The organism is Micromonospora fiedleri (genome assembly GCF_016774385.1).
Taxonomy (GTDB): Bacteria; Actinomycetota; Actinomycetes; order Mycobacteriales; family Micromonosporaceae; genus Micromonospora; species Micromonospora gifhornensis.
In genome coordinates this window covers 485,226-510,820 of the sequence record NZ_JAETXL010000004.1, presented here as the reverse complement: position 1 = coordinate 510,820, position 25,595 = coordinate 485,226, and the positions used below count along the sequence as shown (strand labels likewise).

22 protein-coding genes are annotated in these 25,595 nt (G+C 70.9%); 12 read left to right on the top strand and 10 right to left on the bottom strand.

All coding sequences use genetic code 11. The annotated features are described in order from the left end of the window. Positions 1 to 42: 42 nt before the first annotated feature. Positions 43 to 897 carry a formate dehydrogenase accessory sulfurtransferase FdhD gene (gene fdhD / locus JMF97_RS13300; protein WP_203221838.1) on the top strand — a complete coding sequence of 285 codons (855 nt, stop codon included), beginning with the start codon at positions 43 to 45 and terminating at the stop codon, positions 895 to 897. Positions 898 to 942: 45 nt separating this feature from the next. On the opposite strand, the gene JMF97_RS13295 is transcribed toward fdhD, so the two are convergent. Next, positions 943 to 1,653: a GAP family protein gene (locus JMF97_RS13295; protein ID WP_203221837.1), complete on the bottom strand. Its 711-nt coding sequence runs from the start codon at positions 1,651 to 1,653 to the stop codon at positions 943 to 945. Positions 1,654 to 1,729: 76 nt separating this feature from the next. Further along, positions 1,730 to 2,767 carry a DUF4192 domain-containing protein gene (locus JMF97_RS13290; RefSeq protein ID WP_203221836.1) on the bottom strand — a complete coding sequence of 346 codons (1,038 nt, stop codon included), beginning with the start codon at positions 2,765 to 2,767 and terminating at the stop codon, positions 1,730 to 1,732. A 229-nt stretch (positions 2,768 to 2,996) separates the two neighbouring features. On the opposite strand from JMF97_RS13290, the gene JMF97_RS13285 reads away from it, so the two are divergent. From JMF97_RS13285 to JMF97_RS13255, 7 genes are all read left to right on the top strand, one after another. Continuing rightward, a complete protein-coding gene (locus JMF97_RS13285; RefSeq protein WP_203221835.1) occupies positions 2,997 to 3,911 on the top strand; it encodes a fructosamine kinase family protein in 915 nt (304 codons plus the stop codon). Next, a complete protein-coding gene (moaA, locus tag JMF97_RS13280) occupies positions 3,908 to 4,918 on the top strand; it encodes a GTP 3',8-cyclase MoaA (protein ID WP_013736551.1) in 1,011 nt (336 codons plus the stop codon). The genes JMF97_RS13285 and moaA overlap by 4 nt, the downstream gene beginning before the upstream one ends. A 2-nt stretch (positions 4,919 to 4,920) precedes the next feature. Then, complete coding sequence (locus JMF97_RS13275; protein WP_013736552.1) at positions 4,921 to 5,166, top strand: MoaD/ThiS family protein; 246 nt, start codon at positions 4,921 to 4,923, stop codon at positions 5,164 to 5,166. Positions 5,167 to 5,180: 14 nt separating this feature from the next. Next, positions 5,181 to 6,503, top strand: a complete 1,323-nt coding sequence (locus tag JMF97_RS13270) for a metallophosphoesterase (protein WP_203221834.1) — start codon at positions 5,181 to 5,183, stop codon at positions 6,501 to 6,503. Between the two features lie 61 nt (positions 6,504 to 6,564). Beyond that, positions 6,565 to 9,759, top strand: a complete 3,195-nt coding sequence (locus tag JMF97_RS13265; RefSeq protein WP_203221833.1) for a UvrD-helicase domain-containing protein — start codon at positions 6,565 to 6,567, stop codon at positions 9,757 to 9,759. Between the two features lie 507 nt (positions 9,760 to 10,266). After that, entirely contained in the window at positions 10,267 to 10,761 is a 495-nt protein-coding gene (locus JMF97_RS32005) for an LppU/SCO3897 family protein (protein ID WP_203221988.1), read from the top strand. 135 nt (positions 10,762 to 10,896) lie between these two features. Next, positions 10,897 to 12,138, top strand: a complete 1,242-nt coding sequence (locus tag JMF97_RS13255) for an ATP-binding protein (protein ID WP_203221832.1) — start codon at positions 10,897 to 10,899, stop codon at positions 12,136 to 12,138. 180 nt (positions 12,139 to 12,318) lie between these two features. Here JMF97_RS13255 and JMF97_RS13250 read toward each other — a convergent pair whose 3' ends face one another. Together JMF97_RS13250 and JMF97_RS13245 are read right to left on the bottom strand one after the other, a co-directional pair. Continuing rightward, positions 12,319 to 12,513 (bottom strand): DUF397 domain-containing protein, encoded by a 195-nt coding sequence (locus JMF97_RS13250; protein WP_203221831.1) that lies wholly within the window; start codon positions 12,511 to 12,513, stop codon positions 12,319 to 12,321. Then, positions 12,510 to 13,277: a DUF5753 domain-containing protein gene (locus JMF97_RS13245; RefSeq protein ID WP_203221830.1), complete on the bottom strand. Its 768-nt coding sequence runs from the start codon at positions 13,275 to 13,277 to the stop codon at positions 12,510 to 12,512. Before JMF97_RS13245 ends, JMF97_RS13250 begins: the two co-directional genes overlap by 4 nt. A gap of 241 nt (positions 13,278 to 13,518) precedes the next feature. On the opposite strand from JMF97_RS13245, the gene JMF97_RS13240 reads away from it, so the two are divergent. Beyond that, entirely contained in the window at positions 13,519 to 13,809 is a 291-nt protein-coding gene (locus JMF97_RS13240; RefSeq protein ID WP_307816897.1) for a hypothetical protein, read from the top strand. 9 nt (positions 13,810 to 13,818) lie between these two features. Here the strand turns inward: JMF97_RS13240 and JMF97_RS13235 are convergent, their stop codons facing one another. After that, positions 13,819 to 14,364 (bottom strand): GNAT family N-acetyltransferase, encoded by a 546-nt coding sequence (locus JMF97_RS13235; protein ID WP_203221829.1) that lies wholly within the window; start codon positions 14,362 to 14,364, stop codon positions 13,819 to 13,821. Positions 14,365 to 14,498: 134 nt separating this feature from the next. Between JMF97_RS13235 and JMF97_RS13230 the strand changes: the two genes are divergently transcribed. Next, complete coding sequence (locus JMF97_RS13230) at positions 14,499 to 15,044, top strand: DoxX family protein (RefSeq protein WP_203221828.1); 546 nt, start codon at positions 14,499 to 14,501, stop codon at positions 15,042 to 15,044. A 204-nt stretch (positions 15,045 to 15,248) separates the two neighbouring features. After that, the gene (locus JMF97_RS13225) at positions 15,249 to 16,691 is read left to right on the top strand and encodes a glycosyltransferase 87 family protein (protein ID WP_203221827.1); all 1,443 of its coding nucleotides are present in this window, start codon (positions 15,249 to 15,251) and stop codon (positions 16,689 to 16,691) included. A gap of 4 nt (positions 16,692 to 16,695) precedes the next feature. Here JMF97_RS13225 and JMF97_RS13220 read toward each other — a convergent pair whose 3' ends face one another. The 5 genes from JMF97_RS13220 to JMF97_RS13200 form a co-directional block, all read right to left on the bottom strand. Beyond that, positions 16,696 to 17,115 carry a molybdenum cofactor biosynthesis protein MoaE gene (locus JMF97_RS13220; protein WP_203221826.1) on the bottom strand — a complete coding sequence of 140 codons (420 nt, stop codon included), beginning with the start codon at positions 17,113 to 17,115 and terminating at the stop codon, positions 16,696 to 16,698. Next, positions 17,109 to 18,317, bottom strand: coding sequence for a molybdopterin molybdotransferase MoeA (locus JMF97_RS13215; RefSeq protein ID WP_203221986.1), 1,209 nt, complete (start codon positions 18,315 to 18,317; stop codon positions 17,109 to 17,111). The genes JMF97_RS13220 and JMF97_RS13215 overlap by 7 nt, the downstream gene beginning before the upstream one ends. Before the next feature lie 60 nt (positions 18,318 to 18,377). After that, positions 18,378 to 18,848: a MogA/MoaB family molybdenum cofactor biosynthesis protein gene (locus JMF97_RS13210; RefSeq protein WP_203221825.1), complete on the bottom strand. Its 471-nt coding sequence runs from the start codon at positions 18,846 to 18,848 to the stop codon at positions 18,378 to 18,380. Continuing rightward, entirely contained in the window at positions 18,845 to 19,336 is a 492-nt protein-coding gene (gene moaC / locus JMF97_RS13205) for a cyclic pyranopterin monophosphate synthase MoaC (RefSeq protein WP_203221824.1), read from the bottom strand. Before moaC ends, JMF97_RS13210 begins: the two co-directional genes overlap by 4 nt. A gap of 260 nt (positions 19,337 to 19,596) precedes the next feature. Continuing rightward, positions 19,597 to 22,662, bottom strand: a complete 3,066-nt coding sequence (locus JMF97_RS13200) for an AfsR/SARP family transcriptional regulator (RefSeq protein ID WP_203221823.1) — start codon at positions 22,660 to 22,662, stop codon at positions 19,597 to 19,599. 422 nt (positions 22,663 to 23,084) lie between these two features. Here JMF97_RS13200 and JMF97_RS13195 point away from each other — a divergent pair, with 422 nt between their 5' ends. Then, positions 23,085 to 25,589 carry a putative bifunctional diguanylate cyclase/phosphodiesterase gene (locus tag JMF97_RS13195; RefSeq protein WP_203221822.1) on the top strand — a complete coding sequence of 835 codons (2,505 nt, stop codon included), beginning with the start codon at positions 23,085 to 23,087 and terminating at the stop codon, positions 25,587 to 25,589. The last annotated feature ends 6 nt before the right edge of the window (positions 25,590 to 25,595 follow it).

Genomic DNA, 25,595 nt, shown 5'->3' with positions numbered 1-25,595 from the left:
GCTGGTCGGGCCGGGGTGGGGCGGTCGGGGCAGGATGGTGGGGTGGGACGTGCTGCTGACCGCCGCGTTGTGCTCCGCGTGGACCTCGACGCCACCGCCGACGGGCGCACGCTGACCCGTCGGCCGGACACCCTCGCCGCCGAGGAGCCGCTGGAGATCCGGGTCGGTGCGGCCGGACCGGGTCGCCGCCGCCCGCTGTCGGTCACCATGCGTACCCCCGGCGCGGATCTGGACCTGGCGCTCGGTTTCCTGTTCGCCGAAGGGCTGATCCGGTCGGCGGACGACGTGTCGACCGCGCAGCTGTGCGCCGGCGCGGAGACCCCGAACACCTACAACGTGGTCGACGTGGCGCTCGCGCCCGGCGTAGCGGAGCCGGCTGCCGAGGCGAGTCGCCAGTTCACCACCACCAGCGCCTGCGGGGTCTGCGGCAAGGAGAGCATCGAGGCGGTGCGGACCCGGTCGATGTTCGACGTGGCCGGCGACCCGCTGACCGTGCCGGCGGAGTTGCTGGCCGAGTTGCCGCAGCGGCTGCGCGCCGGGCAGCGGGGCTTCGACCGTACCGGCGGGCTGCACGCCGCGGGTCTGTTCACCGCCGACGGTGACCTGGTGGTGCTGCGCGAGGACGTGGGCCGGCACAACGCGGTGGACAAGGTCATCGGCTGGGCGGTACGCGAACGGCGACTGCCGCTGGCCGGGCACGTCCTGCTCGTCTCCGGACGGGCCAGCTTCGAGCTGACCCAGAAGGCGTGGATGTCCGGTCTGCCGCTGCTCGCGGCGGTCTCGGCACCGAGCACACTCGCGGTCGACCTCGCTGCCGAGGCCGGGATGACCCTTGTCGGTTTCCTGCGCGGCCGGACCATGAACGTCTACACCGGCCCACACCGGGTGAGCGCCTGACGCGACCGCTCAGCCGTTCGCGAACAGTCAGCGGTTCGCGAGCAGTCAGCGGTTCGCGAGCATCTCGAACAGCCCCAGGCGGACGGCGGCGTCCCGGGCGATCAGGAAGCCGGCGATGCCCAGGACCCAGCCGAGCATGCTCCCGGACGACCTGACGATCCACGCGTTGAGCCGGACGAGCACCGGCTCGACAAGCCTCGGCCAGGCCAGTCGCGCACCCAGCAGCACCACCGCCGGCAGCACCATGACCAGGCAGTATCCACCGAGCAGGGCGACCACCGCCGGCACGTCCAGGCCCGAGGTGCTCAACAGACCGAGTGCGCCGAGGTACGGCAGCATGGTCGCCACCTCGGCCAACGCGGCGAACAACGCCAGCCCGACCAGCCAGCGCCCGGACGAGTCACCGGCGGTGACCCGATCCCGCCAGCGCAACACCCGACCGGTCCCGGCGCCGCGCTTGCCGTCGTACCGGAAGCTCACCAGCAGCAGGCCGACCCCGAACACCAGCTGCGCCCAGATGACCGGCCGGTTGTCCAGCGCCCCGCCCAGCACGTCGGCCAGGCCGCTGCCGCCGAAGTAGAGCGCCAACCCCACCAGGAAGTAGAACCCGGCGATGGTGCCCAGGTAGGTCAGGATCCGCCGGCCACTGACCGGGCCGGGTGCCAGCAGCAGCCACACCGGGATGAACAACGTGCCGATGCTGGTGCTGTCGATCAGGGCGAGCCCGGCGAGTGAGAGCAGCAGTGCAACGCTCATGCGCCCCCCGACGCCGCCCGGAACATCCGCCGATTATCCAGCGTCGCGGTCCATCCCGCTGCCCCGGTCGGGTGTGTCATCGCCGCCGGGGGCGCGACTTGCGCCGCTCTCGACGGGGTGTCACCACCGGCCCGTCGGCCGGCCATCCGTCGAGCCGCGACGGCGGCACTCCGCGACGCAGCAGGTCGTCGATCAGCAGGGCGAGTGAGTATTCCGGATGCTCGGTCAGCACCCGTTCCAACGCCACCGCCGCCAGGGCGCCCTGTCCGGCCCGCCAGGCGGCGAACGCCAGCAGCGCCCCCGGGGCGGCGATCAGATCCGGTTCGACGCGGCGCAGCAGCTCCGTCCAGAACGCCACGTCCTCGTCCCGGCCGTCGGTGCGCTCCCAGGCGTGGTCGCGTACCGGAAGGTGGGTCAGCAGCAGGCACAGCCAGGCGACCTCGTCGTCGGTGAGCTGCGCACCACGGTCGTGCCGACGCCGGGCGGCACGGTACGCCGTCACCCCCGCCGCCCGCAGTGCCCGCGCGCCGAGCAGATCCGCCGGGGGTGCCGTCGCCAGCAGCTCGGTCAGCCGCTGCTCGGCCCGCTTCGCGGCGTGTCGGGCGGCTGCCCCGCCGATCGGGGCGAGCTGAGCGGCGAGCGCCGCCCGGTCGGGCAGGGCGACCTGGCCGGCGAAGACGGCCGCCGCCGGCACCGCGCTGCCCTGCGGGTCGTACGCGGTGCCCTCCGGCGGGCAGCACTCCGGTTCGGTGCAGAGGTACGACCACCACCGCCCGTCGGTGACCCGCAGCGCATCGAGCACGGCCAGCCCGGCCTCGGTCAACGCCGCTCGGACCGCGTCGAGTGCCGGGGTCACCCGGGCTGCCGGGCCGTACCCGATCACGGTTGCCGAGTCGGCGCTCTGCTGGGCGGTGACCGCGGCGATGTGCCCGGCCGCCTCGTCGTGCTCGGTCTCGCCGGGCAGATCACCACGGGCGACGAAGACCACCCGGGAGGCCGACAACGCCACCACCACGACGCTGTCGGTCGGATGGAAGCCGAGCAGGTACGGCACCGCGGCGATGAGGTCGGCGGGCGAGCGGACGGTCAGCCGGGGAATCTCCGTCGAGTTCATGGGGCCAGCCTGCGAGCCGAGCGGTACGCGCCGCCGCCCCTGTGGACGACACGCCGGTTATCCACAGCTACTCAGCGTATTTTCCCTGGTCGGCGCAGTTTTCCATCCGCCCGCCACCCTCTGCACCACGCGCGGGTCCACGGTGCAGGCGTTAATAAGGGGCCCTTCCTCTACCGGAGGCGTTAATAAGGTGCCCTTCCTTCCCGCCGGAGGCGATACGTTGCGGGGCATGGATCTGGCGTATCTGCGGGCGCATCCGGAGCAGCTGCCGACCTTCCTGACCCACCAGCGGATCCGGGAGACGCCGGTCGGCGGCGGCGACATCTGCGCCGCGTCCCGACTGACGCTCGACGACGGCCACTCGGTCTTCGCGAAGACCTGGCCGGAACGGGCGCAGCGGCCGGTCCCGGAGGGGTTCTTCGCCACCGAGGCGGCCGGGCTGCGCTGGCTGCGGGAGGCCGGCACGGTCGCGGTTCCGGAGGTGCTGGTGGCGCTGCCCGACCTGCTCGCCCTGGAGTGGATCGAGCCGGGTGAGCCGAGCGTCGACGCCGCCGAACGCTTCGGCCGGGAGCTGGCCGGCCTGCACCGGGCCGGGGCGTCCGCCTTCGGCGCGTCCTGGCCCGGGTTCATCGGGGCCCTGCCGGCGGACAACACCCCGCACGACGGCCCCTGGGCGGACTGGTTCGCCCGGACCAGGCTGCTGCCCTACCTGCGCCACTCGGTCGACAACCAGGCCCTGGATGCCCGCGCCGCCGGGCTCGTCGAAGAGGTCGTCGCCCGGATCGGCGAGTTCGGCGGGGAGGAGCCGCCGGCCCGCATCCACGGCGACCTGTGGCCTGGCAACCTGATCTGGGGGGCCGACGACCGGGTGTGGTTGGTCGACCCGGCCGCGCACGGTGGGCACCGCGAGACCGACCTCGCGCAACTCGCGCTCTTCGGTGGCCCGCCGCACGGTGCCCGGATCATGGCCGCGTACGACGAGTCCTGGCCGCTTGCCGACGGTTGGCGGCAGCGGGTGCCCCTGCACCAGTTGCACCTGATGCTGGTGCACACCGCCTTGTTCGGAGCCGCGTACCGGGATTCGGTCGTCGGGCTCGCCCGCGCCACCCTGAGCGGGGCCGGGCGCGCTACCGTCGACGGATGAGCGTCGCGCCGCCCGGGGGCCTCCTCGTCGACCGGTACGGCCGGACAGCTCGGGACCTGAGGGTCTCCCTGACCGACAAGTGCAACCTGCGCTGCACGTACTGCATGCCCGCCGAAGGGCTGCCCTGGTTGGCCGGGCCGCAACTGCTCACCGACGACGAGGTGATCCGGCTGGTCCGGCTCGCGGTGCACCGGTTCGGCGTCGACGAGGTCCGGTTCACCGGCGGTGAGCCACTGATCCGTCCGGGTCTGACCGCCATCGTGGCGGCCGTGGCCGCCCTCGACCCGCGTCCGCGCATCTCGTTGACCACCAACGGCATCGGGTTGGCCCGGTTGGCACCGGCGCTGCACGCCGCCGGGTTGGACCGGGTGAACGTCTCGCTGGACACCCTGGATCGTGATCGCTTCCTCCGGTTGACCCGGCGGGACCGCCTCGACGACGTGCTGGCGGGCCTGGCCGGGGCTGCCGCCGCCGGGCTCACCCCGGTCAAGGTGAACAGCGTGCTGATGCGCGGCGTCAACGACGACGAGGCGCCGGCGTTGCTCCGCTTCGCCCTCGACCACGGCTACGAGTTGCGCTTCATCGAACAGATGCCGCTGGACGCTCAGCACGGCTGGGACCGGTCGAGCATGGTCACCGCCGAGGAGATCCTGGCCACGCTGGGTGCGGCGTACGAGTTGAGCCCGGATCCGGCCGGACGCGGCGCGGCCCCGGCGGAGACCTGGCTGGTCGACGGCGGTCCGGCCCGGGTCGGGGTGATCGGCACGGTGACCCGTCCGTTCTGCGGCGACTGTGACCGGACCCGGATCACCGCTGACGGTCAGGTCCGCAACTGCCTGTTCGCCACCGAGGAGACGGATCTGCGCGGGGCGCTGCGCGCCGGTGCCGACGACGACGAGCTGGCGCGGCGGTGGTCGGCCGCGACCTGGCGCAAACGGGCCGGTCACGGCATCGACGACCCGAGCTTCCTGCAACCCGCCAGGCCGATGTCGGCCATCGGAGGATGACCATGGCGACCGTCACCGTCCGCTACTTCGCCGGGGCGCGAGCTGCGGCCGGGCTCAGCGAGGAGACCGTTCCGGCGGGCCGTACGCTCGACGGATTGTTGACGGAACTGGCTGAGCGGCACGGTCGGCTGGTCCCTGTGCTTGCCGTGGCAAACTTCTTGGTCGATGGCGTGACCTGTCATGATCGGGACAAGCCGCTGCCGGCCGGAGTGACAATCGACGTCCTGCCTCCCTTCGCCGGCGGCTGAGGGGGACTTCACTCGTGCTCGCGGTACTCGGTTTCGTGGCCACTCTTGCCCTGATCACCGGGCTGATCCACCTTTACCTCTGGAAGCGGCTGGTCAAGGACACCACCAGGCCCGGCCGCTGGCGGCGGATCGGCACGGTCACCGCGGTGGTGCTGGCGCTGCTCGTACCGGCGACGATGATGGGCACCCGCGCCGGCATGTACTGGCTGGCCTGGCCGGGCTACGTCTGGCTCGCGCTGATGTTCTACCTGCTGGTGCTCCTCGTGGTGCTGGAAGTTCCGATGCTGGTGACCCGCCTGGTGCTGCGCCGCCGCACGGCCGTGGCCGCGCCGGAACCGGTGCTGGTCGGTCCCGCCAGCACGCCAGGCACGGCGACCACGACCGGCACGACCACCATGACCACCACGGCGGCTGACGGGCCGGCGACGCCCGGCACCCCGCCGACCGCCGACGAGGCGAGCGAGCCGCCGGCCGCCGGGGCGATCGGGCCGGACCACGATCCGGGCCGCCGGCTGCTGCTGGCCCGAGGTGCCGCGATCTTCGCCGGGCTCACCGCCGCCGGTCTGGTCGGCAGCGGCGTCCGCACCGCGATGGGTCCGCCGCGACTGGACCGGGTGCAGATTCCGCTGGCCAAGCTGCCGCGCAGCATGGACGGCCTGCGGATCGCCACCGTCTCCGACATCCACATCGGGCCGCTGCGCGGCCGGCTGCACACCGAGCGGATCGTCGCCGCGATCAACCGCCTGGACGCCGACCTCGTCGCCGTCGTCGGCGACCTGGTCGACGGTACGGTGGCCGAACTGGGCGAGGCCGCAGCGCCCCTGCGTGATCTGCGGGCCCGGCACGGCAGCTACTTCGTCACCGGCAACCACGAGTACTACTCAGGTGTCGAGGAGTGGGTGGCCGAGGTCGACCGGCTCGGGCTGCGGGTGCTCCAGAACGAGCGGCTGGAGATCGCCACCCGCAACGGCGTACTGGACCTGGCCGGGGTCAACGACGTCAGCGCGGCGGGTACCGGAGTGGCCGCCCCGGCCGACTACGCCGCCGCGCTGGCCGACCGCGACCCGTCCCGCCCGGTGGTGCTGCTGGCACACCAGCCGGTGGCCGCGTTCGAGGCGGCGAAGTACGACGTCGACCTGCAACTGTCCGGCCACACCCACGGCGGCCAGATTGTCCCGTTCAACCTGCTGGTACGGCTAGAACAGCCGGTGGTGTCCGGCCTCGGTGAGGTGGACGGCACGAAGGTGTATGTCACGAACGGCGCCGGATTCTGGGGCCCGCCGGTCCGGGTCGGGGCGGAGCCGCAGATCACTCTCGTGGAGTTGCGCTCGGCATAGCGCACCTCACCTTCGTGCGTGGCGACGCGCGGGAGCGTCACCGGTCGTGGCAGGATGCGGCGTGCCCCCGTTCAGCGCCGTACCCCCCGGTGGCCTCCCGCCCTTCGTCGCGGACCTGCACATCCACTCGAAGTACTCGCGAGCGTGCAGCCGTGATCTGACCCTGCCGAATCTCGGCTGGTGGGCGCGACGCAAGGGCATCTCGGTGCTCGGCACCGGCGATTTCACCCACCCCGCCTGGTACGACCATCTGCGCGAGACGCTGCATCCGGCCGAGCCCGGCCTGTACCGGCTGTCGGCGGAGATGGAGCGGGACATCGCCCGCCGCCTGCCGCCGAGGCTGGCCAGCGAGGCGGACACCGACCCGGTCCGGTTCATGCTCAGCGTGGAGATCTCGACGATCTACAAGCGGGACGACCGGACCCGCAAGGTGCACCACCTGATCTATCTGCCGGATCTGGACGCGGTGGGCCGGTTCAACGCCGCCCTGGGCCGCATCGGCAACCTCGGCTCGGACGGCCGGCCGATCCTCGGCTTGGACTCCCGGGACCTGCTGGAGATCACCCTGGAGGCCAGCCCGGACGGCTACCTGGTCCCGGCGCACATCTGGACCCCGTGGTTCTCCGCGTTGGGCTCGAAGTCCGGCTTCGACGCGATCGCCGACTGCTACGCCGACCTGGCCGAGCACATCTTCGCCGTGGAGACCGGGCTCTCCAGCGACCCGGAGATGAACTGGCGGGTCGGCAGTCTGGACCGCTACCGCCTGGTCTCCAACTCCGACGCGCACTCCCCGCCCGCGCTGGCCCGGGAGGCCACCGTCTTCGCCGCGCCTCGGGACTACTTCGGCATCCGGGACGCGCTGCGCACCGGCGACGGGTTGGCCGGCACCATCGAGTTCTTCCCCGAGGAGGGGAAGTACCACGCCGACGGCCACCGGCTGTGCGGGGTGAACTGGGCGCCCGAACGCACCCGGCAGGCCGGCGGCCGGTGCCCGGAGTGCGGCAAGCCGCTCACGGTGGGCGTACTCAGTCGGGTCGAGGAACTGGCCGACCGCCCGCAGGGGTACCGGCCGGAGCACGCCCGTGAGGTGACCCATCTGATCCAGCTCGCCGAGATCCTCGGTGAGATCAACAGGGTCGGGCCGCGATCGAAGAAGGTCGAGGGGAAGCTCACCGACCTGGTCGCCGCGCTCGGGCCCGAGTTGGAGATCCTGACCCGTACCCCGCTGGACGAGATCGGCCGGGTCGGCGGGGAGTTGCTCGCCGAGGGCATCGGCCGGCTGCGCCGGGGCGAGGTGCGCCGGGTGCCCGGCTACGACGGCGAGTACGGCGTGATCACGCTGTTCGATCCGGCCGAGTTGAGCAACTCCGGTGCCTCGGGCGGCCAGGAGACGCTGTTCGACGTGCCGGTCCCGGCGCAGCGGCGGCCCGCCGACTCGGACCGGCCGGTCGCCAGGGTCAAGCGGCCGGCGACCAAGGCCGAGCCGAAGCGTCAACCGGCCCCACCACCGCCGCCGATCGCCCCGCAGCCCTCTCCGCACGAGCCGTTCGAGCCGATGCTCGCCGGCATGGAGGAGGTCGGCACCGGCCTGCTCGACCGGCTCGACGCGATGCAACGGGTCGCGGCCTCGGCTCCCGGTGGTCCGCTGCTGATCGTCGCCGGACCGGGTACCGGCAAGACCCGTACGCTCACCCACCGGATCGCGTACCTCTGTGCCGAGCTGAACGTCTTCCCCGAGCAGTGCCTGGCGATCACCTTCACCCGACGGGCGGCCGAGGAGCTTCGGCACCGCCTCGACGGCCTGCTCGGGCCGGTCGCCGAGGACGTCACGGTGGGCACCTTCCACTCGCTCGGGTTGACCATCCTGCGGGAGAACGCCGATGCGGCGGGCCTGCCGGACGACTTCCGGATCGCCGACGACGCCGAGCGGGCGGCGGCCCGCGCGGAGGCCGGCGACGATCTGGCCCGGTACACCGGGCTGCTGCGCAAGCAGGGCATGGTCGACCTGGACGAGCTGCTCACCCTGCCGGTCGCGCTGCTGCGCGAGAACCGCAAGCTGGTCGAGCGGTACCGGGACCGCTGGCAATGGATCTTCGTCGACGAGTACCAGGACGTCGACGCGGTGCAGTACGAGCTGTTGCGGCTGCTCAGCCCCGCCGACGGCAACCTCTGCGCGATCGGCGACCCGGACCAGGCCATCTACTCGTTCCGGGGTGCCGACGTCGGGTACTTCCTGCGCTTCTCGCAGGACTTCACCGACGCCCGGCTGGTCCGGCTGAACCGCAACTACCGGTCCTCCGCGCCGATCCTGGCCGCCGCGGTGCAGGCCATCGCGCCGTCGTCGCTGGTCCGGGGCCGCCGGCTGGATCCGGCCCGGCTCGACCCCGAGGCCCCGCTGGTGGGTCGGTACGCCGCGGCCTCCGTCGCCGACGAGGCCGATTTCGTGGTACGCACCGTCGACGAACTGGTCGGCGGCCTCTCGCACCGGTCGCTGGACTCCGGTCGGATCGACGGTCGGTCGACCACGCTGTCCTTCTCCGACATCGCCGTGCTCTACCGGACCGATTCGCAGGCGGCCCCGATCGTGGATGCCCTGTCCCGGGCGAACATCCCGGTGCAGAAGCGCTCGCACGACCGGCTGCGGGACCGACCCGGGGTGCTGGCCATCGCCCGCGAACTGCGGCACGCCTCGGGCGTGGACGGCGCGCTGCCCGCCCGGGTACGCCTCGCCGGGCAGGTCCTCGCCGAACGCTTCGCCATCCCCACCCTGGACGGTTCCGGCGGGGTACGCCCCGAGGACGTACGGACCGCGGTCGACCTGCTCACACCGCTGGCCCGCCGGTGCGGCGACGACCTGGAGACGTTCCTGTCCCAGCTCGCCACCGGCGCGGAGGTGGACGCCCTCGATCCACGCGCCGAGGCGGTCACCCTGCTGACCCTGCACGCCGCGAAGGGCCTGGAGTTCCCGGTGGTCTTCCTGGTCGGCGCCGAGGACGGGCTGCTGCCGCTGCGCTGGCCGGGCTCGACGCCCGACGACGACGCGGTCGCCGAGGAACGCCGGTTGTTCTTCGTCGGCCTGACCCGGGCACAGGATCGGCTCTACGTCAGCCACGCGGCCCGTCGGGCCCGGCACGGCTCGGAGCACGACTGCCGACCGTCGCCGTTCCTGGATGTGATCGACCCGGGTCTGTTCGAGCGGCTCGGTGACAGTGACGCACCTCGCCGTCCGAAGGACCGCCAGCTACGGCTCATCTGACCCACCTGCGAAGAGTTGACCGGCTGCCTTCCGGGCCGAGCCGAAGCGGCGTACGCGCTACCGTGACGTGGGTGACGGAGGAGGGCGTGCATGGCGAACTACGGACCACCGGGCGGCGGCCCGCAACCGTGGCACGAGCCGCGACCCGGCGAGGTGCAGGGCCAGGTGTACGACTCCGGCCAGACCTACGAACCCGGCCAGGCGTACGACTCCGGCCACGTCTACGGCTCCGGCCACGTCTACGGCTCCGGCCAGGGCGGCTACGAGGCCGGGCAGAGTTACGGCGCTACGCAGGGCTACGACGCTGCGCAGGGTCACGACCCTGGGCAGGGCTATGGCGCTGGGCAGAGCTACCGCGCTGCGCAGGGCTACGACGCTGCGCAGGGTTACGGCGCTGGGCAGGGCTACGAGGCCGGGCAGGGTTACGGCGCTGGGCGGGGCTATGAGGCTGGGCAGGGCTACGGCGGGTATCCGCAGGGTGGGCAGGCCTTCCAGGATGACGCGGGGGTGGCCGCGTACGCCGGTCAACCCACGCCACCGCCGGAGCGTCGGCGCGGTCGTACGCCGATGATCGCCGCGCTGGTGGCGGTGTTGGTGCTGGCCGTCGGCGGGATGGCGTTCTACCTGCTCGGGCAGGACGAGTCGACTCCCACTGCGGTGGCCGCGCCGACCCAGGATCCGGTGCCGACCGCCAATCCGACCGACGACGAGGACGACCCCGGGGCAGGCGTCCCGGCCGCCAACTCGTCCACCGATCCCCGGTTCGTCGAGCAGGGACAGTGCGTGCGCAACGACGCGCCGAGCGGCGGCAAGCCCAAGCTGCTGATCACCGACTGCGGGCCCTCGGCGTACGAGGTGTTGCAGCGCTTCGACGGCAAGACCAGCGGGGAGAAGGACGCCGAGGCGAAGTGCGCCAAGGTCGACGGCTACACGAACTGGTACTTCTACGACAGCGAGTTGGACTCGCTCGACTTCGTCCTCTGCCTGAAGCAGCGCGGCTGAGTTGACGATCGGCAAAACTAGTGCTGTCTAGCGTGGATGCTAGACAGCACTAGTTTTATGTCGACGGTCGACACGCCGTAGCCTGCTCTACCGATGTCTAGCTCCCCGGCTAGACGGCCCGATACTCTGCGATTCGTGGATCCGGTCCGCAACCCGTACGCTCCGGGCGCCGGTCAGCGCCCGCCCGAACTCGCCGGCCGGGGGCGGGAACTGGACGTCTTCGACATCGTCCTGGAACGGATCGCGCGCGGCCGACCGGAACGCAGCCTGATGCTCACCGGCCTGCGGGGCGTCGGCAAGACCGTACTGCTCAACACGCTTCGATCGCAGGCCATCAACCGGCTCTGGGGCAGCGGCAAGATCGAGGCGCGGCCGGATCAGTCGCTGCGCCGACCGATCGCCGCCGCCCTGCACATGGCCGTCCGGGAACTCGCCCCACGGCACCGGGCACCGGACCGCATCGACGCCTTCCTCGGGGTGCTCAAAGCCTTCGCCCAACGGGGTGCCCCGACCGGCCGTGGCGGTGCCACCCCCAAGCTGCGGGACCGCTGGCAGCCCGGCATCGACGTACCGGCGGCCAGCGGGCGCGCCGACTCCGGCGACATCGAGATCGACCTGGTGGAGCTGCTCACCGACGCCGCCTCGGTCGCCAGCGACGTCGGCACCGGCGTGGCCATCTTCATCGACGAGATGCAGGATCTCGGGCCGGAGGAGGTCTCCGCGCTCTGCGCCGCCTGCCACGAGCTGTCCCAACTCGGCGCGCCGCTGATCGTGGTCGGCGCGGGCCTGCCGCACCTGCCGGCGGTGCTGAGCGCGGCCAAGTCGTACTCCGAGCGGCTGTTCCGCTACCAACGCATCGACCGGCTCGACCGGATCGCCGCCGACCAGGCACTCTGCGCCCCGGCCGAGCGCGAGGACGTGGAGTACGAGGCGAAGGCGCTCGACCTGCTCTACGAGAAATCCGGCGGCTACCCGTACTTCGTCCAGGCGTACGGCAAGGCGACCTGGGATCACGCGCCCCGCTCACCGATCACCGCCGCCGACGTACGGGTGGCCGCCCCGGAGGCCGAGGCGGAGTTGGCGGTGGGCTTCTTCGGCTCCCGCTTCGAGCGGGCCACCCCGGCGGAACGGGAGTACATGCGGGCGATGGCCGCCCTCTCCCTGGTCGAGGGGGCAACGGACGGCGGCGGACGGGACGACATGGACGCGGCGGTGCCGACCGCCGAGATCGCCCGTGCCCTCGGTCGCAAGCCCGCCAGCCTCTCCCCGGCCCGCGACGCCCTGATCAAGAAGGGCCTGATCTACTCCGGAGAACGCGGCACTGTCGCCTTCACCGTCCCCCACTTCGGCCGCTACCTGCGCACCCAACCCGCCTGACTGTCGGCCCGGCCCGCTGCCACCACCCGAGCTGTGGCAGTCCAGCAGGTCATCACCCGGCGTGTCGCACAGCTCTACTGCCACAGCCCTCGATGCCACCAGCTGAGCGGGGCGGCAGGCACAGCGAAGCCCTCGACCATCCGGGGCGAGGCTTCGGTTGAGGGCTTCGGTTGAGGGGTGTCAGGCGGTCGGGCTGCTGGCCTTGGCCAGCGCTACGAAGGAGTGCCAGGCCGCTGGCTCGAAGGCGAGCGTCCCGCCGTCGCGGTCCTTGGTGTCCCGGACGAGGACGACGCCGGGGAGGTTGTCGGCCACCTCGACGCAGGCACCGCCGTTGTTGCCGCTCTTGCTGCTCTTACGCCACTGGGCGCCGGTCATGTCCATGATGCTGCCGCTTCCCCGATCAGCTCCAGGGACTGCGTCCGCGACAGGGCCTCGCCACGGATGCGTTCCCACCTGCGGCCCAGGGTAGCAACATCCGCAGGGTTATCGATGATCTTCGCCTCGGTCTGACTGTCGGCATGGCCGAGCACGCTGCCGTCGTCCAGTTCGGCGAGGATGAAGGGGCCGCCCAGACCGGGGTACATGCCGACCGACGCGGGCACGACGTGGATCGTCGTGGTGGGGTGGGTGCCGCACGCCACCAGGTGCTCACACTGTTCACGCATCAGGGCCCGGTCGCCGTAGGCGGACCGGCGCAGCACCAACTCGTCGAGCACCACGACCAGCATCGGTGGGTTGTCCCGCCGCAGGATGGCCTGCCGCTGAAGGCGGGCCTCCACTAATCGTCCGACATCGTCGGTGGTCAGCTTCTCCCCGGCCAGCGTCGCCCGCGCGTACGCCTCGGTCTGGAGCAGACCCGGCACCCAGGTCAGCTCGAACCAGCGCAGCGCCACCGCCTCGCGCTCGATGTCCACCCACCGCCGGAACCACGCCGGTTCCCGCCGCTTGAGAACGTCTGGCCACAGCTCGGTCACCTCGCGACCGAGGACGGCAGCGACCCTCCTGCGTGTCTGCGGACGCGGGATGCGTCCATGGCTTGCCCACCGCGCGGCGGTCTTCGGGTCGACACCGACCTGCGCCGCGAGGGTGTCGGCGGTCTCGCCCGCCTCGGTCATGGCTGTTACAACGGCACGGTTCACTCTGCGGTCCCTCCTGGACGTCCCGGGACACTCAGTCTCCACTCCGATACGGGGTGTATGGGGGAGGCAATCGCCGGAAAGGTGGAAATCAGGACGGCGCTGCCAGTGGAGGACCCGAACCCGCTGGTCGCGCTGTCGGGGCCGCCCCGACCAGGCGAGCACCTCCGGGGCGGCCCCTTCCATCTCTCCCGGCAGCCGAGGAGGCACCCGTGCCCGCACCGCAGTCCGACCGCGATGCCCGGTGACCGGCCGCCGGGACGACGGGACTCCTCGGGTGAGCCCCGGCGTCTACCTGTTGAACAGGGACGCGTCTCCGCAGTTCCACGTGCCGATCGTGGTCCGCGTGATCCGCGAACTGACCGACCGCCACCCGCCGTACGGCTGGACCTGGATCGACTGCTACCAGCTCGACCGGCACGGAGACGCGACCGAGAAGCGCCAGTTGTTCGTGATGCCGGAGGGGATCCGCCCGGTGCGCGTCGCACCGGTCCCGTACCCCGCTCGACGCGCTCCGGCCCGGACCAGCCGGTAAGGGGAACGGTCAGACCTTGGACCAGGGTGGCGGGAAGACGACTTCGCCCTGCGGCGGGGCGGGCTCGCCACTTGTCGACGGCGGCAGCACCAGGGCCTGCCACGGCTCACCCAGCCCCGACCAGGGGCTCGTCAGACCCATCCGGTCGGCCCGGCTGAACCCGAAACGCCGGTAGTACGCCGGGTCACCGAGCACCACGACCAGTCGCTCACCGAGTTCCGTGGCCGCCTCCAGGCCGGCCTGCACCACGGAGGTGCCGAGCCCGATCCGCTGACGGTGGGGTGCCACCGCCACCGGGCCGAGGGCCAGTGCCGGGGCGGTGTGCTCGTCCGCGCACACGACCACCCGGGTGAACAAGGCGTAGCCGACGATCTCACCGCCGTACTCGGCGACCATCGCCAACTCCGGCAGCCAGGCGCCGCCGTCGCGCAACTCCTCGACGAGGCGTACCTCTGGCGGGGTTGCCACGTCCGGCCGGGCGAAGGCCGCAGCCAGCACCCGACGGACCGCGCCGGTGTCCGCCGGCTCCTCGGGTCGTAGCCGCAGCGTCGTCACGCCGCGAGGTTACCGCCTGCGGCCCGTCCATCCGAGATGGTCGTTGGAATCGGCGCGCCGTCCGACATCACCCGGTCGATCGAGATCGGCCGTTGTGGCGAGTGACCGCGGCCCGGACGGGGTATGACTGACCCATGACGCCCGTACGGTTCCTCGCCCGCGCCATGCTCAGCAGCATCTTCGTAGCCAGCGGCGCTCGCAATTTCACCCACCCGGAGCGCCTGGTACCCGCAGCCAAGCCCATCACCGATCGAATGACACCCCTGCTGCAACGGGCTCATCCTCGCATCCCCACCGACACCGCGACGCTGATCCGCGCCAACGCCGCCGTCCAGGTCGGTGCCGGCTTGATGCTCGCCACCGGGCGGTTCACCCGGCCGGCGGCGCTGGTCCTGGCGGGCACCCTGGTTCCGGTGACCCTGGCCGGGCATCCCTTCTGGCGTCAGGAGGACCCGGCACAGCGCCACAACCACCAGACCCACTTCCTGAAGAACGTCGGTCTCTTCGGTGGGCTGCTGCTCGCCGCCGCCGACACCCAGGGAAAGCCAGGGCTGCGCTGGCGAGCCGGGCACCGGATCGACCACTCTCGACGGTCGGTGAGTCGCGCCGTGCGTACCGCCCGCCGCGAGGCCCGCATCGCCGCCCTCTCCGCAGCCACCGCCCGTCGGCTTCCCGGCTGACCTGCGATTACCGGCCCCCACCCCCCGCTAAGGCCGCGAATCACCTGAACCGCCCGCGAGGCGTTAACGCGGTGGAAATGTCAAAAGAATGTGTGGGATCGGACACGGTCGCATAACGCGGGAGGCACTGACGTGAGGCGCCGTTCTAGGCTCCCTACCGGACCTGGACGGGTAGGACGACCTTGGTACGGGGGTGGCCACGCCATGCCGACGAATGTCGGTAGAAGGCTGGACCGCCTCGCCGCAGTCCGTCGCGTAACGCGTGGGATCGATCGAAGAACAGTCGTACGGACCGGCATCGTGGCCGCCGTCGCCTATGCCGCCTGGCTTGCCATCGGCGCATTCGGGCGGCCGTACAACTTCTTCGACATGAAGATCTACCACGGTGCGGTGGTCTGGTGGGCGAGCGGTCATGAGCTGTACGAGTTTGTCGCACCCGACACCACATTGGGCTTCACCTATCCACCGTTCGCGGGCCTGGCCATGCTGCCCATGGCGCACCTGCCGGTGACCATGGCCGGTCTGGTGAACGCGCTGATGAGCATCGCCGCCCTGGCCGTGGTGCTGGCCGCGCTGCTGCGCCCGATCGTCGACCGGATGGGCTGGCCACTGTGGTACACGGTGGCCATCGCCACGCCGCTGGCCACCGCCATCGAGCCGGTCCGGGAGACCCTCGGCTACGGGCAGGTCAACCTGCTGCTGTTCGCCCTGATCATGGCGGACATGGTGGCCCTGCGCTGGCGGTCCCGTCGCGGTACGCACCAGGCCGACACCGACGGCCCACTGCTGCGGTTCATCTACAGCGGCGCCTGGGCCGGCGTGGGCATCGGCCTGGCCACGGCGGTCAAGCTGACCCCGGCGCTGTTCATCTTCTATCTGATCATCACTCGACAGTGGCGGGTGGCCTGGACGGCCATCGGCACCACGGTCGGCGTCACCATCGGCAGCTTCGGCATCGTCGGGGCCGAGTCCCGGGCCTACTTCGGCAGCGTGCTGTGGCAGACCGAGCGGGTGGGTGCGGCCGACATGACGCCCAACCAGTCGCTGGCCGGGCTCCTGGCCCGACTCTACGACTCGATCGAGACCCCCGGCCTGCTCTGGCTCGCGTTCGCCGTACTGGTGCTCACCCTCGGTCTGTCCCGGGCCGCCAACGCGCACTCCGACGGCGACGAACTGACCGCCTTCACCCTGGTCGGGCTGACCGCCAACGTGATCAGCCCGATCTCCTGGACGCACCATCTCGTCTGGGTGATTCCGGCGATCATCGTGCTGGCCGACGCGGCGATCCGCCGCCGCGACGCGAGTCGGGGACTGGTCGCCCGAGCCACGGCAGGGCCGTACGGCGGCCCTCCGGGAGTGGCCGCGCTACGCCCGCCGATCTGGTACCCGACGTTGACCGGGATCCGGCACGGCATCGCCGCCGTCGGGCTCTACCTGCTCTTCCTGATCTCGCCGATCTGGCCATACGAGCACCAACTGCCGGAGGTCTCGCACTACGCCGACGGCCTGTTCGGTGCCGTGATGGAGAACTCCCTGATCCTGGCCCTGATCGTGCTGGTCGCCGCGCTGCCGTGGCGGCCGGGTGCCGAGCCGGCCTTCCTCACCGACCGGATGGCCCGCAACGCCATCCTGTACGGCCGGCGGTAGGGCGTCAGGGGCAGTTCACCCACTCCTCGGTGCCGTCGGTGAAGACCTGCCGCTTCCAGATCGGCAGGCGGGCCTTCACCTCGTCCACCAGGCGAGCGCAGGCGGCGAACGCAGCAGCCCGGTGCGCGGTGCTGACCGCCGCCACCAGGGCCGCGTCGCCGATGGCCAGCGGGCCGATCCGGTGCGACACGGCCACCGCGTACACGTCGGGGTCCGCGGCGATCTCGGCGGCCACCTCCCGCAGCACCCGCTCGGCGCTCGGATGGCCCTCGTACTCCAGGCTGGCCACCGCCCGCCCGTGGTCGTGGTCGCGGACCACCCCGGCGAACGAGACCACCGCGCCGGCCCGGTGGTCGGCCACCGCGGCCTCGTGCGCGGCAAGATCCAAGGGTTGTTCGGTGACGGCTCCGATCAGGATCACCATGTCCGCTCCCCGGGCAGCAACGGCAACGGTACGACCGGCACCTGATCCCCGGCCGCGCCGGAACTGCCGGGCGCGATCACCGCGAACCCGTCGGCCCCGGACAGCCCCCGCAACATCGCCGAACCGACGTGCCGCACCGAATGCGCGGTCCCGGCCGCCCGGTCGAGCCGGACCAGGGCCAGGTGGGTGTGGTTGCCCCGCCCCGGAATCGGCTCGGCGAGCGCGGCGTGCGGAAGTACCGGCATCCGCCGGCCGGCGAGACCCGCCAGCAACGGCGCGACGAGCGAGACCAGGGCGATGACGGCGGACTGCGGATTGCCCGGCAGGCCGGCCACGAATCGGGTCCGGCCGTCGGGGCCGGTCACCTGGGCCAGCAGCATCGGAAAGCCGGGCCGCACCGCGACGGTGTTGACCACGTAGTCCGCGCCCAGTGCCGCCAGCGCGGGATGCAGGTGGTCGACCGGGCCGTGCATGGTGCCGCCGGTGGTGCAGACGAGGTCGACCTCGGCCAACGCGCTGCGCAGCGCCGCCTCGTGGGCGGGCAGCGTGTCGGCGACCGGCCCGACCACATCGTTCGTACGCACCTGGCAGCCGTACCGCCGCAGCCAGCCCGGCACGGCCGGGCCGAGCGCGTCGCGGATCCGGCCGGCGGCGGGCGGACCGGCGGTCAGCAGCTCGTCGCCGAAGACCAGCAGCGCGGCCCGAGGCTGCGCACGTACCCGCAGGGTGTCGTGTCCGCAGGAGGCGGCGAGACCGATCACCGACGGATCGACCGAAGTCCCGGCCGGCAGCAGTTCCTCGCCGGCGGCAGCCTCCTCGCCGGGCAGCCGCCACTCCGGCGCCGGTCGCGGCACACCGTCGACAAACCCCTCAGGCGTACGCGTCGACTCCTCCACCCGCAGCACCGCCGACGCCCCCGAGGGCACCATCGCCCCCGTCGCGATCTCGACGGTCGTCCCGTCCTCGGTCAACGGCGCCGGCGTCGTGCCGGCCAGCACCCGCCCGACGATCCGCCACGGGCCGGGACCGCGTACCGCCCAGCCGTCCACGCTGGACGTGGTGAACGCCGGCAGATCGGTCCGGGGCGCCAGCGGCTCGGCGAGGGTGTGCCCGTCGGCGTCGGCGAGCGGCACGTCGACGGTGGGAAGCGCGGCAGCCAGGCCGACCGCGTACGCCCGCGACCGCGCCTGTTCCCAGCCCATCGGCCCGGACCCGGCGGCGTCTGCGGTTCTCGTGCTCACCGCGAGAGCCTATCGGTTCGGTCAGTGGTCGCCACCGCGCAACTGTTCGACCGCGTGCGTGAGGATCGGCCCCAGCACGGCGAGGCCGTCCCGTGCTCCGCCGGTCGAGCCGGGCAGGTTCACCACGAGCGTTCGACCCGCCACCCCGGCCACCGCCCGGGACAGCGCCGCCGTGGGCACCTTGTCGCGGCTGTGGGCGCGGATCGCCTCGGCGATGCCGGGGATCTCGTAGTCGAGCAGCGCCCGGGTCACGTCCGGGGTCCGGTCGGTCGGAGTGATCCCCGTCCCGCCGCTGGTCAACACCACGTCGACGGCGTCCGCCACGGCCTGTCGGATCGCCAGACCGACCGGCTCGCCGTCGGGCACCACCACCGGTTCGTCCACCGCGCAGCCCCACTCGCGCAGTCCCGCGACGAGCAGCGGACCACTCGTGTCGGCGTAGACACCGGCGGCAGCCCGGTTGGACGCCACCACCACCCGGGCCCGGATCACGGCCGGTCCTGCGGACGCTGCCACAGGCCGGTCTTGCCGCCTTCCTTGCGCAGCACCCGTACCGCCTCGACACTTGCCGCCGGATCCACCGCCTTGACCATGTCGACCAGGGCCAACCCGGCGACGGCGACCGCAGTCAACGCCTCCATCTCGACGCCGGTACGGTCGGCGGTGCGAGCGGTCGCGGTGATCTCCACCGTGTCCGTGGTCAGGGACAGGTCGACGGTGACGCCGTGCAGCGCGATCGGATGGCACAGCGGAATCAGGTCCGGCGTACGTTTCGCGCCCATGATCCCGGCCAGCCGCCCGACCGCCAGCGCATCTCCCTTGGGCAGCCCGTCGCGGCGCAGCAACTCGATCACCTCAGCGGTGGTACGCAACCGACCGGCGGCAACCGCCAGGCGGCCGGTGACCTCCTTGGCGGAGACATCGACCATGCGGGCCGCGCCGGTCTCGTCGACATGGCTGAATTCGGCGGGTTGGGTCACGCCGGCGAGCCTATCTGTGCGCGTCGTCCCTGCGCTGAGGGAAGGGGCGGCACCCACAGAGCCGCCCCTTCCTCACCGGCCCGCCGTCAGGTAGCTGGGGTCACCCGACGGCGGTGGTCGCGACAAGATCCTGCGTCAGCGGAATCTCCCCCGTCGCCGAACAGTCGGACGTTATCGGACCAGGCGATAAAAATTCGATAAGAACCTTTCCCGGGGGATCGCGGGCCGGGACGCCGCTCGCATCGGCGCACCCAGACGGTTCAGCTCCCCTGATCGGTCTGGGCCAGCCGGCGTTCCACCTCCGCCTGCTCCGGCACCCCCATCCGCCGGAAGATCGCCAGTGCCCGCTCCCAGTGCCGGCGCGCCTCCGCCGGATCGGTGGCGAGCAGATGCTCCGCCAACCCAGCCAACGCCCGCCCCTGCTCGTACCGGTGGGCTATCCGGGTCGCCAACCGCAATGCCTCGTGGTGCAGGTCGGACGCACGGCTGCCGTCGCCGAGGATCGCCATGGTCAGCGCCAGGTCGTTGAGCGCCGCCGCCTGCACATGCGGCTCACCGGCCTCGACTGCCAACTGTCGGGCGGCCTCGTGTTGCACTGCCGCTTCGGCAACCCGCCCCAAACCTCGTAACGCGATACCGAGGTCGTTGCGTACCTCTGCCTCCGCAAAGCGGTCGCCGGTACGCTCCCGCAGCGCCAGCGCGGCTCGCAACGCGCGTATCGCGGCCTTGTGCTGCCCGACCCGGCACTTCACCGCGCCGATGTGACTCAGCGCGTTGAGCAGGTGGAACTGGTTACCGTACTGGCGGGCCAGGTAAAGATGCAGGCGGTGCAGACGCAGCGCCTCGTCGTATCGGCCGAGCATGGCCAGAGCGAGCCCGACGTTCGGCAGAGCGGTAGGCAGTTCGTCGAGATCGAAGCCTTTACGCCACCGCAGTCCCTCGAGCCCTACCCGCACCGCCTCGTCGAGCTCGCCCCGAATCCAGTGAACAGCGACCAGATTTGCCCGATAGCGATCACCCTTGACGAAGTCACCGCTCCGCTCGGCGGACATCACTGCAGCACGGACGTGATTCAACGCCTCGGCGTAGTTGCCTTTGCGCAGATAGGCGGAGGCGGCGTAGTTGTGCATGATGGCGGCGGCGGGCTCGTTCTTGGCTTCCCGCGCCGCCTCCAGCCCGGCAAGGTGCGTACGAATGATGTCGTCGTAATAGCCGCGAACATAGAGGAATCGCCAGAGCGCGCGGGCCAGGCGCCAGGAATGGTCATGGTGCCCCCATTCGCCAGCCCGCACGACGAGCGCCACCAGAGTCGGGCGCTCATCCTCCATCCATTCTTTCGTGCGCGATGCCGTGACGGCCAAGAGATCCGGCAGGCGCGGCGGATCGAGTGACACATACTTTCGCACACCCCGAGACTCAAGTTCTTCTGCGATGGGGAACGACAGATGCAGCATGATGTCGACCAGATCCACCAACGCCCGGTCACGGGTCAGCCCGCGGTCCTGGGTGATGGACAGTTCGTGAGCGTACTGTCGAATCAGATCATGCATCCGGTAACGCCCAGCCTTCACCTCGTCGACCAGGTGGCAGTCGAGAAGCTCGTTCAGGGCGGCGGTGGTGTCGTCCATCGAAAAGCCAGTGACCGCAGCACAGATCAACACGTCGAAATAGTCGCCCGGATGCACGCTCAGCAACCGGAACAACCGCCGCGCCGGCTCGCCGAGCGACTCGTACGATGCCGCAAATGCTTTCGCCACACTCCGGTCGCCCGAGGCGAGATGAACCAGTCGGTGTGCATTGCCTACCAGCAGAGCCGCGAGATCGGCCACCCGCCAGGTGGGCCGATGCGCGAGCCGGGAGCCGGCCAGCCGGATCGCCAACGGCAGGTGGCCACATTGCTTGACCACCGTCGCTGCCGCATCAGGCTCTGCCGCCACCCGTTGTGCGCCCGCGGCAGATGCCAGTAGGGCCACGCCTTCGTCCAGTGTCATTACAGAAAGGGAGACGGGTGGCCCTCCATCCAGTCCGGTGATCCTGCGTCGGGATGTCACGATCACCACGTTGCCCGGCCCACTGGGAAGCAGCGGAAGAACCTGCTCGGTACCAGCCGCGTTGTCGAGCACGACGATTCCTCGTCGACTCGCGAGTTCGTGACGCCAGAGCGAGACCCGCTCGTCGAAGTCGCCCGGTATCCGGTTACCCGGCACACCGAGTTGCCTCAGCAGCACGGCCAGAGCGGTAGTCGGTGCCACCGACTCAGCCTGGTTGTGCCCCTTCAAGTCGATGAACAACTGCGCGTCCGGGAAGCGGTCCGTGAGCTGGGCGGCGACATGCATGGCCAGTGAGGTCTTGCCGCTACCCGCCATGCCGTCGATGAAGTGCACGGCCGAAGCGACGCCCGCTGCTCGCCGAGTCTCGGCCAGCAGACGCTCGACCGCATCGGCTCGGCCGATGAAGTCAGGTAACACCCTGGGCAGAGGCGGGAAGGATCGGATCACCTGGCCGTTACCCCCGGGGGCGACCGTCGCAGACCGGCCAGCCTCCTGCTCGCGGTGCGTGACGCGCCGTTCGTGTGCCGCTATCCGCTGGTAGAACTGCTGCAGCTCACCACCGGGCTCGATGTTGAGCTGCTCACGCAGGGCTCGTCGGGCCGTGGCATACGCCGCGACCGCCCCGGCATGGTCACCGCGCAGATGAAGCGCCTGCATGAGAAGCAGGTGAGCCGGCTCGCGGAGCGGCTGCGTGATCAACAAATTACGCAGTACCGGTAGGGCCTCGTCGTAGTTGCCGAGCCGGATCTGCAGTCTGGCGTACAACTCGGCCGCGAGCATTCGATCCTCGGCCGCCGCGACCACTTGAGCGGAGAGTGACGGGCCGAGCGCAATTCCCGTGAGCGCCGGCCCTTGCCATCGCGCCAACGCACCGGACAACAGCTCCACCGCCGCCACCTCGTCCGATGGCACCAGCCGACGCGCCTCGGCAACCTCTGCCTGGAAGGCGAACAGGTCCACGTCCGACCGCTCGACGTCGAGACGGTAGCCGTCCTGGACACGGGTCAGCAGTTCACGCTCCGGGACCAGCTTCGCGAGACTCCTGCGCAGGTTGGCGGCATAAGTACGGACATTGGGTATGGCTGACTGCGGCGGCTCTTCCGACCACAGCTCGTCGACGAGCTGTGCGACCGACACCAGCCGGCCAGGATTACACGCGAGCATCGCCAGAACTGTCCGCTGTTTTGGAGTCCCGAGGGGCAGCACCGCTGACCCGTGACGCACCGCAAGCCCGCCGAGGACTTGAATCTGCACCGGCTCCTCAGCTGCACTCATAGGATCACCGTGTGCAGCTTAGCCAGCTCAGAGCCGACGAGCTGACCCCCACATCCCGGCACTCCCGACCCAAGCGATGATGAAACAAACAAACTCTCTGGAGACACTTGTTCGGCTAGAAATCCTCCGCCGACCAAGAGAGCCGGAGACAAAAACCGGCCCCAATGACGGAACCGAACCCTCTGTCAGCAAAGCGGGGACAGAACGTGACAGAAAAGCGCCGTATTGGCCCAATATGCGCAATACGACATTTAATGGTACCAACCGGCCACAAGTCCCCCTAGATTCGGCAGCAACAAGCCGGACTCAGCTGGGGGTTGAGAATGAACTCGCACGAATGGGGATGATCCCAGCTTCTCGATGAGGAGCAGCCAAAGTACGCTTGCGGAGCGCAGCCCCTCGGTGACGAATGGGGATGACGGTTGACTTCGCAGGATCGACAGACCGGGACCGATCGGCGGCTACGGCCGCTAGTCGGTCTCGTCGTCGTTCTGGCCGGTATCGCCGGTGCCGTCTCCGTCGCGCACCTGCCGAACTACGGTGTCCTCACCGCCACGTTCCTCTGGCCCGCACTGATCTCTCTGGTGACGCTCGGCTTCATCGTCAAGGTCCAGGTACGGATCCGTTCCACCAACCACCGCATCGCCTGGACCGAAACCGCGATCGTAGTCGGACTAGCCGTCGCACCCTCACCCGTGGTCATCCTCGCCACCGGCTTCGGCGTGGCCATCGCCAGCACCCTGATCCGGTTGCCGCCGATCAAACGGTGGTTCGGCATCGGCAAGAACATGCTGGTCGCCACCGCCGCCGGCCTGGTCCTGCAGCTGTTCCAGTGGCCCCCGACGAACTCGGACATCGCCAGCACGATCATCCCGCTGACGGCCGCCTACCTGGCCGCCGTGTTACTCGACGAACTCGTCACGTTGCCGGTCATCGCCATGGCCACCGGCACCTCGTTGGGAAAGCTGTTCCGCGAGGACTGGGATCTGCGACTGACCGCGACCGTCACCCGTCTCATCGTCATCATCGGCACGGTCCTGACGATCAGGACCGACATCCGCATGCTTCTCGCCGTACCACCCCTGGTGCTCAGCCTTCACCTGTTCTACCTGACCCGGGTACGCAGCCGCACCGAGCAGCAGGCGTGGCAGCGGCTCGCCCAGACCACCGACGCGCTCAACGTCGTCGAGTTGGACGAGGTCCTCACCACCGCCGTCACCCGGGCCGCCGAACTCTTCTCCGCCGACGAGGTGGAGGTGGAACTGCGCGACGCCGCCCGGCTCGTCCGCGGCAACTCCGACGGCATCAGCTACGACGGCCCCACCGCTGAGGCCCCCGACGCGACGGGCGCGGTCGTGCCTGCGCCCCTGGAGGGGCACGACCGGTCCATCGACGTGGGCGTACTGCGGCTGCGCTTCCGAGGGTCGGTCCAGCTCAACGAACGGGAGCGGTACACCCTGCGTACCTTTGCCTCGGCGCTGTGCACGGCGGTGCGCAACGCCCAGGCGTACGCCGAACTCGCCCGGGTGGCGCAGGCCCACGCCCACGCCGCCGCCCACGACGCGCTCACCGGGCTGGCCAACCGGCGGCACCTGCTCGACGAAGGCAACGAGCAACTGCACAAACGACACGCCGACGGGGTCACCGCGCTGGTGCTGATCGACCTCAACCATTTCAAGGAAGTCAACGACACCCTCGGGCACGCCGCCGGCGACCAGATGCTGGTCCGGGTGGCCGAGCGGCTCCGCGCCGCGGCCCGCACCGACGACCTGGTTGCCCGGCTCGGTGGTGACGAGTTCGCCGTACTGTTGCGCGCCCTGCCTGCCCCCGCGGTGGCCGCGCACCGGGCCGAGACGCTGCTGGCGGCGCTGCACGAGCCGTTCGACATCGAAGGCATGCAGATCAGCGTCGAGGCCAGCGGAGGTATCGCCATCGCGCCGGCCGCCGGCGGGATGGTCGAGCTGCTGCGCCGCGCCGACGTGGCGATGTACCAGGCCAAACGGGCCGGGCAACGGGTCGCCACGTACGCACCCGCCCGGGACACCGCCGACCTCGGCCGACTCGCCCTCGGAGGTGAACTGCCCCGCGCCGTTGCCGACCAGGAATTCGTCGTCAACTTCCAGCCCATCGTCGACCTCGGCACCGGCGAGGTGATCGCCGCCGAGGCGTTGGCCCGCTGGCGGCACCCCACCCACGGCATGATCGACCCACTCCGGTTCCTGGAGACCGTCGAACGGTCCGGCCTGCTCCCCGCATTCGCCGAGGCGATCCTCGACCAGGCACTGATCGCCGCCGGCACCTGGCGCGACGCCGGATTCGACGTACCGGTGGCGGTGAACGTCTCCCCCCGCAGCCTGCTCGACGCCCGCTTCCCCGGCGCCGTCCTGGCCCGGCTGCGCGCCCACGACCTACCGCCCGACCGGCTGATGCTGGAACTCACCGAGACCCTCACCCTCAGCCAACTCGACGTGGTCGACCAGGTACTCACCCGACTCCGCGACTCCGGCGTCCGGCTCGCGCTGGACGACTTCGGCACCGGCTACTCCTCGCTCTCGCTGCTCTCCCGAATCCCGGTGCACGAACTGAAGATCGACCGCAGCTTCGTCACCGCCATGGAGTCCTCCGCCGAAGCCGCCGCCATCGTCCGATCCACTCTCGACCTCGGCCGAAGTCTCAACCTCGCCGTGGTGGCCGAAGGGGTGGAACGGGACCCGCAGCGTCTCGCCCTCTGGGAACTCGGCTGCGTCGCAGGTCAGGGCCACCTCTTCGCCCGCCCACTGGCCGCCGGCGCCCTGCTCGCGGCGCTGCAACGCGGCACCGCCGGTCGCCCCGGCCACCTCGCGACCGCACTGCACGACGCCGGCGCGGTGGTCCGACTACCACCCGGACGCCGTCAGGGGGGCCGAGGCCGACACCAACCGGCCTGACACACT

Excerpts from the sequence above, each read along its gene's own strand:
- JMF97_RS13295 (WP_203221837.1), bottom strand. The coding sequence starts at position 1,653 with ATGAGCGTTGCACTGCTGCTCTCACTCGCCGGGCTCGCCCTGATCGAC.
- JMF97_RS13290 (WP_203221836.1), bottom strand. The coding sequence starts at position 2,767 with ATGAACTCGACGGAGATTCCCCGGCTGACCGTCCGCTCGCCCGCCGAC.
- JMF97_RS13285 (WP_203221835.1), top strand. The coding sequence starts at position 2,997 with ATGGATCTGGCGTATCTGCGGGCGCATCCGGAGCAGCTGCCGACCTTC.
- moaA (WP_013736551.1), top strand. The coding sequence starts at position 3,908 with ATGAGCGTCGCGCCGCCCGGGGGCCTCCTCGTCGACCGGTACGGCCGG.
- JMF97_RS13275 (WP_013736552.1), top strand. The coding sequence starts at position 4,921 with ATGGCGACCGTCACCGTCCGCTACTTCGCCGGGGCGCGAGCTGCGGCC.
- JMF97_RS13250 (WP_203221831.1), bottom strand. The coding sequence starts at position 12,513 with ATGACCGGCGCCCAGTGGCGTAAGAGCAGCAAGAGCGGCAACAACGGC.
- JMF97_RS13230 (WP_203221828.1), top strand. The coding sequence starts at position 14,499 with ATGACGCCCGTACGGTTCCTCGCCCGCGCCATGCTCAGCAGCATCTTC.
- JMF97_RS13225 (WP_203221827.1), top strand. The coding sequence starts at position 15,249 with ATGCCGACGAATGTCGGTAGAAGGCTGGACCGCCTCGCCGCAGTCCGT.
- JMF97_RS13220 (WP_203221826.1), bottom strand. The coding sequence starts at position 17,115 with ATGGTGATCCTGATCGGAGCCGTCACCGAACAACCCTTGGATCTTGCC.
- JMF97_RS13215 (WP_203221986.1), bottom strand. The coding sequence starts at position 18,317 with ATGGGCTGGGAACAGGCGCGGTCGCGGGCGTACGCGGTCGGCCTGGCT.
- JMF97_RS13200 (WP_203221823.1), bottom strand. The coding sequence starts at position 22,662 with ATGAGTGCAGCTGAGGAGCCGGTGCAGATTCAAGTCCTCGGCGGGCTT.